This window comes from Burkholderia diffusa (assembly GCF_001718315.1).
GTDB classification, from domain to species: domain Bacteria; phylum Pseudomonadota; class Gammaproteobacteria; order Burkholderiales; family Burkholderiaceae; genus Burkholderia; species Burkholderia diffusa_B.
Map to the genome: position 1 here is coordinate 1,704,302 of NZ_CP013362.1, position 17,059 is coordinate 1,721,360.

The 17,059-nt window shown below is 68.5% G+C and carries 16 protein-coding genes and 2 riboswitches; of the genes, 10 read left to right on the forward strand and 6 right to left on the reverse strand.

All coding sequences use genetic code 11. The annotated features are described in order from the left end of the window. Window positions 1-24 precede the first annotated feature (24 nt). From WI26_RS07835 to WI26_RS07860, 6 genes are all read left to right on the forward strand, one after another. Window positions 25-1,401, forward strand: coding sequence for a lysine N(6)-hydroxylase/L-ornithine N(5)-oxygenase family protein (locus WI26_RS07835; protein ID WP_069225665.1), 1,377 nt, complete (start codon window positions 25-27; stop codon window positions 1,399-1,401). 44 nt (window positions 1,402-1,445) lie between these two features. Further along, the gene (locus WI26_RS07840; RefSeq protein WP_069225666.1) at window positions 1,446-3,698 is read left to right on the forward strand and encodes a TonB-dependent siderophore receptor; all 2,253 of its coding nucleotides are present in this window, start codon (window positions 1,446-1,448) and stop codon (window positions 3,696-3,698) included. An 85-nt stretch (window positions 3,699-3,783) separates the two neighbouring features. Beyond that, window positions 3,784-4,623 carry a formyltransferase family protein gene (locus tag WI26_RS07845; protein ID WP_069225667.1) on the forward strand — a complete coding sequence of 280 codons (840 nt, stop codon included), beginning with the start codon at window positions 3,784-3,786 and terminating at the stop codon, window positions 4,621-4,623. After that, window positions 4,623-5,642 (forward strand): GNAT family N-acetyltransferase, encoded by a 1,020-nt coding sequence (locus WI26_RS07850; protein ID WP_069225668.1) that lies wholly within the window; start codon window positions 4,623-4,625, stop codon window positions 5,640-5,642. Before WI26_RS07845 ends, WI26_RS07850 begins: the two co-directional genes overlap by 1 nt. A gap of 269 nt (window positions 5,643-5,911) precedes the next feature. Next, entirely contained in the window at window positions 5,912-6,178 is a 267-nt protein-coding gene (gene vapB / locus WI26_RS07855; RefSeq protein WP_059467521.1) for a type II toxin-antitoxin system VapB family antitoxin, read from the forward strand. Beyond that, window positions 6,175-6,597, forward strand: a complete 423-nt coding sequence (locus WI26_RS07860) for a PIN domain-containing protein (RefSeq protein WP_081334245.1) — start codon at window positions 6,175-6,177, stop codon at window positions 6,595-6,597. Before vapB ends, WI26_RS07860 begins: the two co-directional genes overlap by 4 nt. A gap of 42 nt (window positions 6,598-6,639) precedes the next feature. On the opposite strand, the gene WI26_RS07865 is transcribed toward WI26_RS07860, so the two are convergent. After that, the gene (locus WI26_RS07865; RefSeq protein ID WP_069225669.1) at window positions 6,640-7,545 is read right to left on the reverse strand and encodes a nucleotidyl transferase AbiEii/AbiGii toxin family protein; all 906 of its coding nucleotides are present in this window, start codon (window positions 7,543-7,545) and stop codon (window positions 6,640-6,642) included. Then, window positions 7,514-8,581, reverse strand: coding sequence for a type IV toxin-antitoxin system AbiEi family antitoxin (locus WI26_RS07870; protein ID WP_069226374.1), 1,068 nt, complete (start codon window positions 8,579-8,581; stop codon window positions 7,514-7,516). The genes WI26_RS07865 and WI26_RS07870 overlap by 32 nt, the downstream gene beginning before the upstream one ends. Window positions 8,582-8,940: 359 nt before the next feature. Here WI26_RS07870 and WI26_RS07875 point away from each other — a divergent pair, with 359 nt between their 5' ends. Together WI26_RS07875 and bamE are read left to right on the forward strand one after the other, a co-directional pair. Further along, window positions 8,941-10,104, forward strand: coding sequence for a M20 aminoacylase family protein (locus WI26_RS07875; RefSeq protein WP_060325664.1), 1,164 nt, complete (start codon window positions 8,941-8,943; stop codon window positions 10,102-10,104). 167 nt (window positions 10,105-10,271) lie between these two features. Further along, window positions 10,272-10,811 (forward strand): outer membrane protein assembly factor BamE domain-containing protein, encoded by a 540-nt coding sequence (gene bamE / locus WI26_RS07880; RefSeq protein ID WP_069226375.1) that lies wholly within the window; start codon window positions 10,272-10,274, stop codon window positions 10,809-10,811. Between the two features lie 25 nt (window positions 10,812-10,836). Here bamE and WI26_RS07885 read toward each other — a convergent pair whose 3' ends face one another. From WI26_RS07885 to cobA, 4 genes are read right to left on the reverse strand one after another with little or no spacing between them, the layout of a single operon-like run. Beyond that, window positions 10,837-12,141: a cobyrinate a,c-diamide synthase gene (locus WI26_RS07885; protein ID WP_069225670.1), complete on the reverse strand. Its 1,305-nt coding sequence runs from the start codon at window positions 12,139-12,141 to the stop codon at window positions 10,837-10,839. A gap of 3 nt (window positions 12,142-12,144) precedes the next feature. After that, complete coding sequence (gene cobO / locus WI26_RS07890) at window positions 12,145-12,747, reverse strand: cob(I)yrinic acid a,c-diamide adenosyltransferase (protein WP_059467517.1); 603 nt, start codon at window positions 12,745-12,747, stop codon at window positions 12,145-12,147. A 34-nt stretch (window positions 12,748-12,781) separates the two neighbouring features. Continuing rightward, window positions 12,782-13,159, reverse strand: coding sequence for a cobalamin biosynthesis protein (locus WI26_RS07895; protein ID WP_059510732.1), 378 nt, complete (start codon window positions 13,157-13,159; stop codon window positions 12,782-12,784). Then, window positions 13,156-13,965 carry a uroporphyrinogen-III C-methyltransferase gene (gene cobA, locus WI26_RS07900; RefSeq protein WP_208604124.1) on the reverse strand — a complete coding sequence of 270 codons (810 nt, stop codon included), beginning with the start codon at window positions 13,963-13,965 and terminating at the stop codon, window positions 13,156-13,158. Before cobA ends, WI26_RS07895 begins: the two co-directional genes overlap by 4 nt. 110 nt (window positions 13,966-14,075) lie before the next feature. Beyond that, window positions 14,076-14,311, reverse strand: a riboswitch (cobalamin riboswitch). A 125-nt stretch (window positions 14,312-14,436) separates the two neighbouring features. Continuing rightward, window positions 14,437-14,698: riboswitch (cobalamin riboswitch) on the forward strand. A 188-nt stretch (window positions 14,699-14,886) separates the two neighbouring features. Between cobA and WI26_RS07905 the strand changes: the two genes are divergently transcribed. Both WI26_RS07905 and cobW read left to right on the forward strand, forming a co-directional pair. Next, the gene (locus WI26_RS07905) at window positions 14,887-15,945 is read left to right on the forward strand and encodes a HoxN/HupN/NixA family nickel/cobalt transporter (protein ID WP_059467514.1); all 1,059 of its coding nucleotides are present in this window, start codon (window positions 14,887-14,889) and stop codon (window positions 15,943-15,945) included. Window positions 15,946-15,970: 25 nt separating this feature from the next. Then, window positions 15,971-17,059 carry a cobalamin biosynthesis protein CobW gene (gene cobW / locus WI26_RS07910; protein ID WP_069225671.1) on the forward strand — a complete coding sequence of 363 codons (1,089 nt, stop codon included), beginning with the start codon at window positions 15,971-15,973 and terminating at the stop codon, window positions 17,057-17,059.

The following is a 17,059-nucleotide window of genomic DNA, read 5'->3' on the forward strand; positions in this document are numbered from 1 at the left end:
TCACCGACAAGGGAGCTGAGAGACATGCAGAGAGAAACCGTATTCGACCTGATCGGCGTCGGCTTCGGGCCGTCGAACCTGGCGCTGGCCGTGCGCCTCGCGGAACGAAACGGCACGCGTCCGTTCGCGCATTGCTTCGTCGAACGCCAGCCGGAATTCGGCTGGCATCGCGGGATGCTGCTCGACGACTGCCGGATGCAGATCTCGTTTCTGAAGGATCTCGTCACGATGCGCGATCCCAAGAGCCGCTACACGTTCATCAACTACCTGTTCGAACGCGGACGGCTGAACGAATTCGTCAACCTGAAGAACTTCTATCCGACCCGCGTCGAATTCCACGACTACCTGAGCTGGGTTGCCGATGCATTCGACGAGCATGTCCATTACAGCGAAACCGTCACGGCGATCGAGCCCGTGCGCGGCGATGGCGCGCGGATCGACGCGCTGCGCGTGCTGTCGCGCGATGCGGCCGGCCACGAGCGCCAGCGCGTGACGCGCGCGCTGTCGGTCGGCGTCGGCGGCACGCCGGCGGTGCCAGACGCGTTCGCCGCGCTCGGCCGCGATCTCGTGATTCATTCGTCTTCCTACCTGACCGACATCGACCGGCTGGTCGCGGCGCCGCATGGCGAGCGCCGCCGTATCGCGGTGATCGGCGCGGGACAGAGCGCGGCCGAGGTGTTCATCGACCTCGCGCGCCGTTTCCCGCACGTCGACGCGAGCCTCGTGATGCGCGCGGGTGCATTGAAACCGGCCGACGACAGCCCGTTCGTCAACGAGATCTTCAGCCCCGAGTTCACCGACGTCGTCTACGCACAGCCGCACGACGCGCGCCGCGCGCTGCTCGAGCGCTATCGCGACACCAACTACGCGGTGGTCGACCGGCCGCTGATCGAGCAGATCTACGAAATGCTGTACCTGCAGCGCATCGACGGCACGCCGCGCCACGCGCTGCTCGCGAACCGCGCGATCGAGGCCGCAGTGCGCACCGCCGACGGCCGCATCGAGCTGACGCTGCGCGACCGGATGAACGGCGCGACGCGCGTCGAGCGATTCGACGCGCTCGTGCTCGCGACCGGCTATCGGCGCGACACGCATTCGGCGCTGCTCGAAGGGCTCGCGCCGCATCTGGGCGATGCGCTCGCGCGCGGCGACGTCACGCGCGACTACCAGCTCGCGACGCCCGGGCACTTCGCGCCGCGCATCTACCTGCAAGGCTGCTGCGAAGACAGTCACGGCCTGTCCGACACGCTGCTGTCGGTCCTGGCGCGGCGCGCGGACGAGATCTGCGCGTCGCTCGAGGAAGGGGCCGCGCCTGCCGAGCACGACGGCCCGACCGGGGCGCTGCATGAACAACGACATCAAGACGGGGCGAGCGCGGGCCGCATGGCTTTCGCTCTTTGACAAAGGCGGTCGGAGACCGCATCGAAAAAGTGGAGCAGAGAAAGATGGAGTGGGCAACAGGCACGCGTGTGCGTGCGATCGCAGCCGCGGCGAGCGTGGCGTTCGGGATGGCGGCAGGTCATGCATATGCCCAGACGGCGCCGGCCGTGAGCGCGGGCGCCGCGGCGTCGGTCGACAATGCGCATAACGGTGCGTCGGCCAGTGCGCCGGCCGGCGCGCAGAACGGCTCGGCCGCGGGCACGCTGCCGGCGATCAACGTCAACGCGGGCTCGGAAGGCGACGGCACGGTCGGGCTCGTCGCGAAGCGCAGCAGGACCGGCACCAAGACCGACACGTCGATCAATGAAATCCCGCAGACGATCAACGTCGTCACCGCGCAGCAGATCGAGATGACCGGCGCGACCGACGTGAACGCGGCGCTGCGCTACGTGCCGGGCTTCTCGTCGTACGGCTCGGACAACCGGTCCGACTGGTACGCGGCGCTGCGCGGCTTCACACCGACCGCGTACGTGAACGGCCTGCAGGTACCGAACACGCTGAACCTGTCGAGCTGGCGCGTCGATCCGTACATGATCGACAGCATCACCGTGCTGCGCGGGCCGACGTCGGTGCTGTACGGCGCCGGCGACCCGGGCGCGATCATCGATGTGCAGACCAAGACGGCCGACGGCGAGCGCGTGCGCGAAGCCGGCGTGCAGTTCGGCAACTACGCGCGCAAGCAGTTCATGATCGACGTCGGCGACAAGCTCGACGCGGACGGCAAGTACGCGTATCGGTTCGTCGGCGTCGCGCGCGACGGCAATGCGCTGACGGGCCCGAACGCCGACCAGCGCGTCGCGCTCGCGCCGTCGTTCCGCTGGCGCCCGGACGCGGATACGTCGCTGACGCTGTCCGCCACGTACCTGCAGGACTGGGGCGACATCTCGTCGAACTTCCTGCCGGCGCAAGGCACGGTGCTGCCGAACCCGAACGGGCAACTCGACAAGGACGTCTACGGCGGCGACCCGAACTTCAACTACTACCGCAAGAAGCAGTGGTCGCTCGGCTACCAGTTCGAGCGGAACCTGAACTCGATGTGGACGTTCCGGCAGAACGCGCGCTGGATGCACCTGTCGCTCGACAACGGCTCGGTGTTCGGCGCGGGCTTCGCCGACGGCAGCCTGACCGACATCAACCGCTGGGCCGGCGTGTTCCAGACGAACTACAGCCGCTTCGACATCGACAACAACCTGCAGGGCCGCTTCGGCACGGGGCCGCTCGAGCACACGCTGCTGCTCGGCTTCCAGTACAACCGGCAGACCGCGACCGACAGCGAGTGGCTGGCCGCCGCGCCGACGCTGAACATCTACAACCCGGTCTACACGCCGGTCACGCTGTCGGTGTTCTCGCCGCCGAACACGACGTACCGTACCAACACGTACACGACGATGAACACGTTCGGACTGTACGTGCAGGACCAGGTCAAGTGGAACCGCTGGACGCTGACGCTCGGCGGCCGCGAGGACTGGGTCAACCAGCGGATGGACGACCGCGAGGGCGGCACGCAGTCGAAGGCCGACATCACCGCGTTCACCGGCCGCGTGGGCCTCACGTACCAGGGCGACTACGGGCTGTCGCCGTATGTCAGCTACGCGACGTCGTTCAACCCGCTGATCGGCGTGAACCTCTACGGCGGCGGGCTGCCGCAGCCGACGCGCGGCAAGCAGATCGAAGCCGGCCTGCGCTGGCAGCCGCCCGGCAAGAACCTGATGCTGAGCGCGGCGATCTACCAGATCAACCAGACCAACGTGCTCACGTCGACGCCGCTCGCTCTCGATCCGTCGGGCACCACGTCGGTCCAGACCGGCGAAGTGCGTTCGCGCGGGATCGAGCTGAACGCGACCGGCAAGCTCACGCGCAACCTGTCGCTGATCGCGTCCTACGTCTACCAGGACGTGAAGAACGTGAAGGCGAACGACGCGTCGCTGAACAACTGGCCGGTCGACATTCCGCGGCCGCGTCAGATGGCGTCGCTGTGGGCCGACTGGACGTGGCACACGGGGCCGCTCACGGGCTTCGGCCTGGGCGGCGGCGTGCGCTACCAGAGCGCGTCGGCCGGTGCGGCGGACAACTCGCTGACGGTATCGAGCTACACGCTGTTCGACGCGGGCGTGCATTACGACACGCGCAACTGGCGCTTTGCCGTGAACGGGACGAACCTGTTCAACCGCCACTACATCAGCGGTTGCCAGTCGACGAGCGTGTGCATTTTCGGTACCGACCGCACGGTGATCGCCACCGCGAAATACAACTGGTGACGCCGCGCGCCACGGCGCGCCGGCCGGCCTTCGAGCCGGCGCTGGCGGGCCGCGGCGCCGCCGTCCGCTTTTTCCACGACGCTCCATGCCGAAGAAAAATCTCGTCTACATCCAGTCGCTGCGCAACGGCGCGGCCGATCGCGCCGGCCAGCCGGTCGCTTACCAGGGCGGCACGCGCTACATGAAGGCGCCGCTCGAATTCCTCGTCGAGCGCCTGAACGGCTCGCCGCTCGGCGAGCGCTACGCGCTCCAGGGCGTGATCGTCGACGACGACGAAGGCTCGCCGGCCGACCGTGCGAAGCTCGCCGACTACGGCTTCGCCCGCACGCCCGGCCGCCCGTGGATACTGCCCGACGGGCTGACCGTCCAGGGCCGGCCCGTCGACGAACTGTTCTGCACGATTGCGTCGACGTACCGCCGGCTGCCGCGCGACGCGCGCGAGCGCGTGACGGGCAAGCAGGCGTTCGAGCGCCGCCTGCTCGAACGCCTGCTCGAGCTCGACGCCGACGTGGTCGTGCTCGACGGGCTGCTCGTGATCCTCGACGAACTGGTGCGCCCCGGCGCGCGCTTTCATCGCCGCATCGCGAACATCCACCCCGGCATCACGGCCGACGATTCGCCGTTTCAGCGGCGCGGTGCGTGGGCGACGCTCGACGCGCTGCACGGCGCGCGCGGCGAACGGGTCGACTGGGCGACCGGCACGACCTCGCGCGTCGAACCCGTGACGATGACGGGCGCTTCGTTCCACTACGTCGACAACGGCATCGATTCCGGTGAAGTGATCTGCGACGTGCTCGACACGCCGATCGCGCCGGGCGACACGATTCTCGAGCTGCGCTGGAACAACTTCCAGCGCAGCCTGTTTCCGGCACTCGAGCGGGGGCTGCACATCCTCGCCGACCGCCACGACGCGGGAGCACTGTGATGGACGACACGCTGACGAAACCGGCAGGCACGGCGGACGCCGAAGGCGAGGTGGCCGCGGCACTCGATGGCGCCGCTCGGGCGCAGATGCAACCGACGCCCACCGTCGAGCGCGCATGCGACGCGTGGCGGCCCGACGATGCGCCGGCCGCGCTGCTCGCGGCGTTCGTCGCGCTGTTCAACACGGATGCGCGGCACGAGGCGGCGACGGTGTCGGTGCCGCTCGGCGGCGCCGATCCGGCGGCTATCGCGTCATACGTCGCGCGCGCGGTGCGCGACGGCGTGATCGACGACGCGCGAATCGCGGGCGACAGGCTGCGCCTCACAGCATCGCGCGCGACGTTCTGGCAGAACCCTCGGCCGTGGCTGAAGGCGCCCGCATCGGGCGGGATGCCGCTGCGCTACACGCTCACGAACGGCCACCGGCATCCGCTGCGGCCGCCGTCGCCGGCCGGCGAGATCTATGCGCGCTACATGCCGCAGGTCGGGATGACGTTCAGCCTGCGCACCGTCGACATCGATGCGCATGCGCAGCTGTTCAGCGACTGGATGAACCTCGATCGCGTCGCGCATTTCTGGGACCAGCGCGGCACGCTCGACGAGCACGTCGCCTATCTCGCGGAGCGGCTCGCCGATCCGCACATGCATCCGATGATCGGCTATTTCGACGACACGCCGTTCGGCTATTTCGAGTTCTACTGGGCGAAGGAGGACCGCCTTGCGCCGTTCTACGACGCGCACGACTACGATCGCGGGCTGCACCTGCTGATCGGCGACTCGCGCTTCCAGAGCGCGGGCAAGCTGCATGCGTGGTGGAGCGGGGTGCTGCACTACATGTTCGTCGACGAGCCGCGCACGCAGCGTCTCGTCGGCGAGCCGCGCATCGATCACGTGCGGCATATCGCATACATGCACCGGCTCGGGTTCTACACGCTGAAGGAGTTCGACTTCCCGCACAAGCGGGCTGCGCTCACCGTGATGGAGCGCGAGACATTCTTCGACACTTTCCGGTTGCCGTGACCGGATGCGGGCGCGAAGCGTCGATGCGTCGATTCGCCGGCGTCGATGTTTCGCGCGACTGGAAGCGGGCGCACATCGGCCGTTCGGGATATGGATCGGGCGGGCGGCATGAGGAAGAATGGACCGCTCCCTCAACGCACACAGGTCGTGACGACATGGCAAGCAGATCCGCAACAGCATCGAGCGCGCTCCCCGGCTCGCATGCTTCGATGTTGACATATGCCGGCATATGCCTAGAATGGGCGCATCGTACTCCCGTGGAGTGGCTCATGCGCACCGTTTCCATTTTCAAGAACGCCCGTAACCAGGCAATCCGCATCCCGAAGGACATGGAGTTCGAGGGGGTGACGGAACTCGAAATCCGCCGCGAGGGCGACACGCTGCTGCTGCGTCCGGTGCGGCCGACATGGCTGTCGTTGGCAAGCGAACCGCTGGCCGATGCCGACTTCCTCGTCGAACGACCGACTGTCGTCGAAGCGGGGCGTTTCGACCTGTCCGGCACGGATGGCGACGCACCGACGGAGTCGGGCCGGTGACCACGCTCTACATGCTCGATACGAACATCTGTTCGTTCATCATGCGCGAGCGGCCGTCCGCGGTGTTGTCCCGGCTGCAGTCGTGCGTCAATGCGCAGCACCGGATCGTCGTGTCGGCGATTACCTATGCCGAAATGCGGTTCGGCGCGGTCGGCAGAAAGGCATCGCCGAAGCATGCGGAACTCGTGACGGCGTTTGTCGCAAGGCTGGACGGCGTGTTGTCGTGGGATACCGCGGCGGTCGATGCAACGGCCGCGATTCGCTCCGACCTTGCCGCACGCGGGACGCCGATCGGCGCGAACGATGCATCGATCGCCGGCCATGCGATCGCGGCCGGTGCCGTGCTCGTCACGAACAATGGTCGCGAATTCGGCCGCGTCGCGGGGTTGTCGCTCGAAGACTGGGCGGCGTCGGCATAGGGCCGTCACTACGTGATGGCGTTGCGGTCGCCCGCCCGCGCGTCACGTCCGGGGAGCGGGCGAATCCGTGAGAAAGGCGTCGCGGAACGCGTCGAGATACCGGTCGGCGTCATCGCTGAATTCGCCCGGCAGCAGCGCGAACGCGCGGGCCTGCAGATCCCGCCCGAGCGTCGCGTAGATCGCTGCATCGGATAACAGCGCGCGGATCGCATCGTGCGTTTGCGGCGAAGCAATCCGCCTGGCATCGCGCGCCAGCAGCGCGGCCGCGGCCAGCTCGGGCTGGAAATCGTGCTGCTCGAGCAGGTCGGGCGCGATGTCCCAGATGCGCTCGCGATTACCCGCGTCGTGAAAATGCGTGAGCAGGAACAGCAGGTCGTACGCGTCGCTGTTCTGGCGCGCACGCCGGTCCTTCCACGCGAGCAACTTCAACAGCGCAAGGGCCGGCAGGCTCGCGACCGGCACCTCGATGTCGGCCGCGATCGACACGATCAGCGCCGTATCGACCGCCTCCTGAAAGCCCAGCACGTTCAGCACGAAATCGCCGCCCGGCGGCCACGCGATTTCGCCGGGTGGCGCTTCGAGCGGCCCGAACGGCACGAGATCAAGCTCCGTGCGAAAGCCTTGCGTGCCGCTGTCGAACAGCAGCTTCTGCTGATGCTTCGGCGCGCGCGCGAAGTGCCCGGTCGCGACGAGCGCTTCGACGAGCCGTTCGTGAAACGGCCAGCTCACCGCGCACACCGCGACGTCGACGTCCCGCGTCGCACGCACGGGCCGGATGCCGTGGACATGCCACATCAGGATGTCGCGCGCGGTTGCGCCGGCGACGACGAATGCCGCGTCGAGCTGCGCGCAGGCCGCACGGACCGCCTGCAGCAACGCGACCGCCGCCGGCTCGAGCGGCCGGCGGGCGTCGACTTCAAGCGGGCGGGTGGGCGAGGTATCGGTCATGGATGTGTTCGGCGGCGGCAAGATTGCGGCTGTCTCCGGACGAGACGAGATCCGCATAGATCAGCAGCGGCGGCACGAGCGGCACGTCCTGCTCGCGCCAGTCGAGCGCCGCCGACGGCGGCCAGAATGCTTCGAGCAGCTCGACGTCGCCGCGCTCGTCCGGGCGCAGGCGCGCCTGGAGCAGCAGGCGGTTCGACACGGCGCCGTGCGTATAGACGGTGATCGCGGCCGGCTTCAGGTCGTGCGTCAGCAGGTCGGCCGCGGGTTCGCCGCCGAGCCGCGCGTCGAATGCCGCGAAATCGAAGCCGCGCCACCAGTCGGGCGCGAGCGCGGCAAACCGCCGGCTCGGCAATTTCGCGCGCAGGCGGCTCGGGTACAGCGCGACCCATTCCTGCACGAAGCGTGGCCAGTCTGGAAACGAGCGCTCGCCGTTGCGCCGCTGCGCGATGAGACCGCGTGCGATCAGGTCGTCCATCGCGAGATTGACCGTGCCGAGCGCGACGCCCGATGCGGCGGCGATCGCCCGGAGCGGTTGCGCGACGAGGCTCGGCTGCGTCGCGAGCGCGAACATCACGGCGAGCCCCTTGGGCGTCGTCGCGCGCGATGTCTGCCGGCGTGGCGTGCGTGCGGGTTTCGGTCGGCCGGAGATCATCACCGTCGCCTCCGGCTGGATCAGGCACGCGTTGCCGGCGGTATCGATGAACGGGATGTCGTGCTCGATCAGGCGAGCGGCCAGCTCGGCCGAAAAATACGGTGCGACCAGCATCAGCGGCCGCTCGGCGCGCGCCGGACGAGCGCGGCGGTGTAGCGCGGCAAGCGCGCCCTGCAGCGATTCGACGCCGACGCTCACAACAGCCGGCATCTCGACGGTCTGCCCGGCTACGCCGAAGCGGATCATCGCGTCGGCATACGCGCTGTATGCGGCCGGCACGCGCACGGGCCGCGCGTTGAAGCGGCGGGTCGCGCGTTCGAACGCGGCACAGGCTTCGTCGAGCACGTGCTGTTCCGATATCGGCAGGGTGGCGTTTTTGGGCATCGAGACGGATCGCTTGTTCACTTTTTTATGAGCGTACACAAAAAATGTACACACGTCAAAAAATGAACACGAGCGTTCAACCCGTTGATGGGAACGAATTATTCCGGAATGACGAACGGCGATCAACGCGTCCTCCCGTCTGAAAAATCGAGACCGAACAAACGGTGAGTGTCGCGAATCCCGATCGCGGTCGGTAGTCGGCCGAATGGCTGGTTTCCTCCGCTGCACGCATCGTCGTATGCCCGACGATCGCCCAGCAACCCGAGGTTGTCACCATGACGACTTTCTGTCTGTTCGGTTGCCGATCCACCGACTATCCTTGCCTGCACATTCCCCACGGAAACCCAGGAGACGACACCGTGACGCACAGCGTGATCCCCGCAGGCCTCGCCGACGAAATGATCGAGATCCGGCACCGCATTCATGCCCACCCCGAGCTGGGTTTCGAGGAATTCGCAACGAGCGATCTCGTCGCCGGGCAATTGCAGGCATGGGGCTACACGGTGCATCGCGGGCTAGGCGGAACGGGCGTCGTTGCGCAGCTGAAGGTCGGCGACGGCAAGCAGCGCCTCGGCCTGCGCGCCGACATGGACGCGCTGCCGATCCACGAATCGACCGGCCTGCCGTACCAGAGCACGATCCCCGGCAAGATGCATGCGTGCGGCCACGACGGCCACACGGCGATGCTGCTCGCGGCCGCGAAGCATCTTGCGCGCGAGCGCCGCTTTTCCGGCACGCTGAACCTGATTTTCCAGCCGGCCGAGGAAGGGCTCGGCGGCGCGAAGAAAATGCTCGACGACGGCCTGTTCGAGCAGTTTCCGTGCGACGCGATCTTCGCGATGCACAACATGCCGGGTTTCCCGACGGGCAAGTTCGGCTTTCTGCCGGGGCCGTTCATGGCGTCGTCGGATACCGTGATCGTCGACGTGCAGGGTCGCGGCGGCCACGGCGCGGTGCCGCACCGGGCAATCGACCCGGTCGTCGTGTGCGCGCAGATCGTCGTCGCACTGCAGACGATCGTGTCGCGCAACGTGTCGCCGCTCGACATGGCGATCGTCACGGTGGGCGCGATCCATGCGGGCGAGGCGCCGAACGTGATTCCCGACCGCGCGCAGATGCGCCTGTCGGTGCGCGCGCTGAAGCCGGAGGTGCGCGACCTGCTCGAAACGCGCATCAAGGAAGTCGTCCATGCGCAGGCGGCGGTGTTCGGCGCGACCGCGACGATCGACTACCAGCGCCGCTACCCGGTGCTCGTCAACGACGCGGCGATGACCGCGTTCGCACGCGATGTCGCGCGCGAGTGGGCCGGCGAAGCGAACCTCATCGACGGGATGGTGCCGCTCACCGGCAGCGAAGATTTCGCGTTCCTGCTCGAGCAGCGGCCGGGTTGCTACCTGATCATCGGCAACGGCGACGGGGAAGGCGGCTGCATGGTGCACAACCCGGGCTACGACTTCAACGACGCCGCATTGCCGACCGGCGCGTCTTACTGGGTCAAGCTGGCCGAAACGTTCCTGGTGTGACGTCGCGGTGCATCAGCGCGGTCGCCGCCCGGTACGCGCCAACAGGCCCGTGAAACCGGGCGCGCAGCATGCACGCGAATTTGACGCTCCTTGACATCGGCGGGACGACCCGCGTGCTACGCTGCGCGCGACGCCGAATCGGCTCGATGAATACGGGTGTGGACGACATGCGAAAACAGTTTCTGACCGTGCTGACGGCCTGCGTAGTCGGCGTTCTGGCGGCCGGGTGCGACGACCAGAAAGTGGCCGACGCGGTGAATGCGATCAAGCCCGATCCGATGGCGTTCGGCAATCTGCAGCCGGGCGTCTCGACGACCGAGGACGTGCTGCGTCAGGCTGGCAAGCCCGAGATGGTCAGGCAGGGCGAGGACGGCTCGCGGCGGTTCGAATATCCGCGCGGCCCGTACGGCACGAGCACGTACATGCTCGATTTCGGGCCGGACGGCCGGCTCGTGTCGATCACGCAGGCACTGACGGCGGCGAACATCGCGAAGGTCGTGCCGGGGATGTCGAAGGACGACGTGCGGCAACTGCTCGGCAAGCCGACCGAGGTCGCGCAATACGCGTTGAGTCATGAAGAAGTGTGGAGCTGGCACTGGGCCGAGGGCGGCGTATCGGGCGACGCGATGTTCAACGCGCATTTCTCGCCCGACGGCACCGTGAGCCGGACTTCACGCTCGGAAGCGCCGGGTCGCGAAAAGCCCTGACATCGCGGCATCCGACGATTCTTCGTCAGAATGCCGTGCCGCCGAACAGCGCGGCCGCCATCTCCGGATTCGACGGCCAGTACATGTGCATGTACGTCGCGACGATCGGGCCCGCGCGATAAACGGCTTCGCCGCTGCCGGGCGCGCCGTCGGGCCGCGCAGCGGTCGCCACCGGCGCCAGCGGCGTATCGAGCCGCGAATAGTGAAACGTATGACCGCGCATCGGCCCGGTGCGCGTGTCCAGTTGCTGCATCCCGAGCGCCGCGAACCGGCGCTGCATCGTCGCATGGCCCGACAGCAGCGCGAGCATCGGCGTCGTCGCGCCGTCCACATCGGTCAGCGATTCGCACAGATACACCATCCCGCCGCATTCCGCGACGATCGGCCGGCCGGCTGCCGCGTGCGCGCGAATCGTGCGCGCGGTCACGGCATTCGCCGCGAGCGTCGCCGCATGCAGCTCCGGGTAGCCGCCCGGCAGGAACAGCGCATCGCAATCGGCGGGCACGGGTTCGTCGGCGAGCGGCGAAAAGAACCGAAGCTGCGCACCGAGCGCATCGAGCATCGCCAGATTCGCCGGGTAGATGAACGAGAACGCCGCATCGCGCGCGATCGCGATCCGCTTGCCGGCGAGCCCACGCGGCAGCGGGGCGCGGACGTCCGGTGCCGCGAACGAAACGGCGGGCGGCAGTTCGGCGAGCGCCGTCTGCGCGAGCACGTCGGCCGCACGCTCGAGCCGCGCGTCGAGGTCGTCGATGTCGGCCGGCTGGTGCAGGCCGAGATGGCGCTCCGGCAGCGCGATGCCCGCATCGGCCGGCACGTGCCCGAGCCAGCGCAAGTCGTCGGGCAACGCCTGACGCAGCAGTTCCGCGTGCCGCGGCGAGCCGACGCGGTTCGCCAGCACGCCGTGAAACGGCACCTCCGGACGGAACCGCGCGAGGCCGAACGCGATCGCCGCGAACGTCTGCGCCATCGACTTCGCCGCAATCACCGCGACGACCGGCACGCCGAACGCGACCGCGAGATCGGCGCTGCTCGGCGTGCCGTCGAACAATCCCATCACGCCTTCGATCAGGATCAGGTCCGCGTCGCGCGCGGCATCGGCGAGCAGCTCACGGCAGCCGGCTTCGCCGACCATGCCGAGATCGAGCGCATGCACGGGGGCGCCGCTCGCGTGTTCGAGCAACATCGGATCGAGAAAATCGGGCCCGGTCTTGAACACGCGCACGCGCCGGCCGAGCCGCCGGTGCAGCCGTGCGAGGCCGGCCGTCACCGACGTCTTGCCCTGGCCGGACGCAGGCGCGCTGACGAACAGCGCGGGGCAGGCCGGCATCGCTCAGAACTCCACGCCGGGCTGCGCCTTCACGCCTTGCTCCTTGTACGGATGCTTGACGAGCCGCATTTCGGTGACGAGATCGGCCGCATCGATCAGTGCATCGGGCGCATGCCGGCCGGTGACGACGACGTGCACCGAATCCGGCCGCCCGACGAGCGTCGCGAGCACTTCGTCGAGCGGCAGATATTCATACTTCAGCACGGTATTGAGCTCGTCGAGGATCACCATCCGGTACTCGCCGCTCTCGATCATCCGGCGCGCCTCGTCCCAGCCCTTGCGCGCGGTCGCGATGTCGGCGTCGCGGTTCTGCGTGTTCCACGTGTAGCCGTCGCCCATCGTCACGAAGTCGCATTGCGCGACCGCGCCGAGGAAGTCGCGCTCGGACGTGTGCAGCGCACCCTTGATGAACTGCACGACGCCGAGCCGCATGCCGTGGCCGAGCACGCGCACGGCCATGCCGAACGCGGCCGTGCTCTTGCCCTTGCCGTTGCCGGTGTTGACGATCAGCAGACCCTTTTCCTGCGTGGCGGCAGCCTGCTTCTTTTCATGGCCGGCGCGGCGGCGTTCGGCCATCCGCTGGTGGGATTCAGCATCGGTCTTCATCGGGAATCGTCCTGTCGAAAGCGAAACAATGGGTTCAGAGCGGGCCGGCGAGCGCGACCGTCACGCCGCCCAGGATGGATTTGGGGCCGAGCAACCGGCCCTGCGGCGCCGCGAGCCGCGCGCACGGCTCGGCCACGCCTGCGACGCCGAAACGCGCGAGCGCGGCAGCCGAAGGGCCGCTCAATGCCGCTTCGGGACACTGCGCGAGCCGCGCCGCGTCGAACGCGACGAGCGGCCAGCCGCGGCGTGCGCATAGCGTACGCAGCGGCCGGGCGCGCGCCTTGTCGGCGAGCGTCGCAACGACGGCCGGTTCGACGCCAGGATAATGCGCCAGCGCCGCGCGGATCGCGGCATCGAGTTGCGCGGCCGTCACGTCCGCGCGAAAACCGACGCCGAGCGCGACGCGCATCATGCGCGGCCGCCGAGCGCCGCGCGCACGGCCGGATCGTCGGCGAGCGCCGCGACGCGGCCGATCACGATGATCGCGGGCGAACCGATATGGGTCGCGCCCACGCGTTCGACGACGGTGTCGAGCGTCGCGAGCACGTGCCGCTGCCCGTCACGCGTCGCGTTCTCGATCGCCGCGCACGGCATGTCGCCCGGCACGCCGCCGTCGCGCAGCGCGGCGACGATCGCGTCGAGCCGGCGTATGCCCATGTAGATCACGATCGTCATCCGCGTCGCGGCGAGCGCGCGCCAGTCGGGTTCGTCGGCGCCCGCGCCGTGACCCGTGACGAAGATCACGCCCTGCGCGTCGCCGCGATGCGTGACCGGAATGCCGAGCGCGGCCGGGGCCGCGATGCCGGCCGTGATGCCGTTTACGACCTCGACCGGGAAACCCGCCGCGCCGAGTGCGAGCAGCTCCTCGCCGCCGCGGCCGAACACGAACGGATCGCCGCCCTTGAGCCGTGCGACGCTGCGGCCCGCGTGCAGGTGCGCGAGCATCGCGGCGACGATCGCTTCCTGCGGCGTCGATGCATGGCCGCCGCGCTTGCCGACATGCTCGATGCGCGCGTCGGCGCGCGCATGGCGCAATACGTCGGGGTTCACGAGGTCGTCGACGAGCAGCACGTCGGCCGCGGCGATCGCGCGCACGGCCTTCAGCGTCAGCAGTTCGGCGTCGCCGGGGCCGGCGCCGACCAGCCACGCGCGGCTCATCGGACGCGGCACGGCGTGCACCGTGTCGTGGCAGTGGAAAGGAGAGGGCGAGCGGCGCATCGGCGGCCGGCGGACAGGCAAGGCATGATGGATCGGGCGAAGCCCGCGCGAGCGCGGGCGGCAAGCGCACCTCATCCGTCCCCCGCGGATCGGGCGTTTCGGCGAGCGGCGGGCTCGCCCCTTGCGTCGGCCGGTATCCGGGCTGGCCGCTTGCCAGGCCGCAGCCTTCCCGCCCGCTGAAGGGCAGTGGCATCGCGGGCGGCCTGGGCGCGTGCGGGGGGAACCGCGCGCGCGGGCGGCGTACCGTTGCGGGGACAGCACAGGCCAGGCGGACTTCTGCCTCCTGTTTCCCGTTTAACTGCGTGCGCGTAATGCGCATGCGAGCACCGAACGCGGCGCATACGATAGCACAGCGCCCGGCCCGCGCGAACCCGCCACGCGGGCGTCGCAAGCACGCCAGGCACGATGCCGCGGCCGTGCCGCAGGCGCCGTGGCGGCCCGTTTTGCCTTGACGCTCCCCGCACCGCCGCCTACACTCGCACGCGTTTTGGTGCTCGCGCGCGCTGTTCCGGCGCGTGCAGTTAAACGGGAAACAGGGAGCCTGCCTGCACCGCAGTCGAGCCAACCTGTGCTGCCCCCGCAACGGTAAGCGAACGCATCGCCCAGTGCGATGCAGCGCCGCTTCGCCGCATGCCTGCCGCATGCGGACGACCGCCACTGGATGCCGCGCATCCGGGAAGGCGAAGCGGCGTGTTCGTCAGCCCGGATACCGGCCAGAACGTGGGGTTCAGCGCCGCGGGGAGGCGGCGCATCGTCCACGGCCGCAGCACGCCCGACGCCCGAACGTTGCCCGCTTCCTCCGCCGACCCGCCAGCCGCAGCACGTGCGCGCGGCCCGGGGCGAGGAACGGCCAGCGGCGCAGGCGGGGCCGACGACGGCCGTGTTGGCATTCATCATGTCGACCGTTCGCAAAGGAGCATCATGCTCGACTCGTTCTTCCGCCTGTTCAACGACAGCTCATCCGGGCTGCGCGGCAAAATCGTCGCGATCTATTCATTGCTCGTCGCATTCAACGTCGGTGCGTGGATCTGGGCCTTCGTCGCGTTTCGCCACCAGCCCGTGCTGCTGGGCACCGCGCTGCTCGCCTACGTGTTCGGCCTGCGCCACGCGGTCGACGCCGACCACATCGCCGCGATCGACAACGTCACGCGCAAGCTGATGCAGGAGGGGCGCAGCCCGCTCGGCGCAGGCCTGTTCTTCTCGCTCGGCCATTCGACGGTGGTGATCGTGATGTCGGTCGCGGTCGCGCTGACCGCGGCGTCGCTCGCGCGCTTCGAGAGCATGAAGACCTGGGGCGGCGTGATCAGCACGAGCGTGTCGGCATTCTTCCTGCTGGTGCTCGCGGCCGCCAACCTGCTTATCCTGATTTCCGTCTACCGGACGTTTCGCGCGGCCCGCCGTGGCGAGACGATCGTCGACGCCGACCTCGACATGCTGATGAACCAGCGCGGCGTGCTGGCCCGCCTGTTCCGGCCGTTGTTCCGCCTCGTGTCGCGCAGCTGGCACCTGTATCCGGTCGGCTTTCTGTTCGGCTTCGGCTTCGATACCGCGACCGAAATCGCGTTGTTCGGCATCTCGGCCACACAGGTGCAGGGCGGCCTGTCGTTCTGGTCGGTGATGGCGCTGCCCGTGCTGTTCACCGCGGGCATGACGCTCGTCGACACGACCGACGGCATCCTGATGATGGGCGCGTACCGCTGGGCGTACGTGCGGCCGATCCGCAAGATCTACTACAACATGACGATCACGTTCGTGTCGGTGCTGGTGGCCGCGCTGATCGGCGGCATCGAGGTGCTCGCGCTGCTCGCGGACAAACTGGCGCTGCAGGGCCCCGTGTGGGATTTCTCGACGATGGTCGCATCGCATTTCGGGATGCTCGGCTACGTCGTGATCGGCCTGTTCCTCGCGTGCTGGATCGTGTCGGCCGCGATCTACCGCCTCAAACGCTACGACGAAATCGACGTGACGCTCTCGGCCTGACTCCCTTTTCGACACAGGATCCACCATGACCTTACGCAAGCTTCCCGTCACGATCGTCACGGGCTTTCTCGGCAGCGGCAAGACCACGCTGATGCGCCACATCCTGCAGCACGCCGCAGGCCGCCGCATCGCGGTGATCGTCAACGAATTCGGCGAGCTCGGCATCGACGGCGAAATCCTCAAGGGCTGCGGCATCGGCTGCGAGGACGCGGACGGCGCGCAGGGCGAGGCATCGGGCCAGCTGTACGAACTCGCGAACGGCTGCCTGTGCTGCACCGTGCAGGAGGAGTTCTACCCGGTGATGGAAGCGCTCGTCGAGCGCCGTGCCGACATCGACCACGTGCTGATCGAGACGTCGGGCCTCGCGCTGCCGAAGCCGCTCGTGCAGGCCTTCAACTGGCCGACGATTCGCAACAGCTTCACGGTCGACGCGGTCGTGACCGTTGTCGACGGTCCGGCCGCCGCGAGCGGACAGTTCGCCGAGAACCCGCAGGCCGTCGACGCGCAGCGCCGCGCCGATCCGAATCTCGACCACGAATCGCCGCTGCACGAACTGTTCGCCGACCAGCTTTCGTCCGCCGATCTCGTGATCGTGAACAAGGCCGACCTCGTCGCCGACGCGCAGTTTGCCGAGGTCGAAGCCGCGATCCGCGAGGAAATCCCGCCGCAGGTGAAGATCGTGCGCGCGACCCGCGGCGAACTGGACGTCGCGATGCTGCTTGGGCTCGAATCGGCGTCGGAGGAAACGATCCACCTGCGGCACGATCATCACGGCTCGGCCGACGACGGCGATCACGACCACCATCACGACGATTTCGACTCGGTGGTGGTGTCGGGCGATGCGGGCACGCGCGAGGCGACGATCGCCGCGCTGCAGCGTATCGTCGAGACGCACACGATCTACCGCGCGAAAGGCTTCGCCGCGCTGCCCGATGCGCCGATGCGGCTCGTGATCCAGGGTGTCGGCCGGCGCTTCGACAGCTACTTCGATCGTCGCTGGCAGGATGGCGAAACGCGTGAGAGCCGCTTCGTGCTGATCGGCGAGGACCTCGACGCGGCCGCGCTGCAGCGCGCGTTCGACGCCGCGTGCGCGGCCGACCTGCAACAGGCGTAA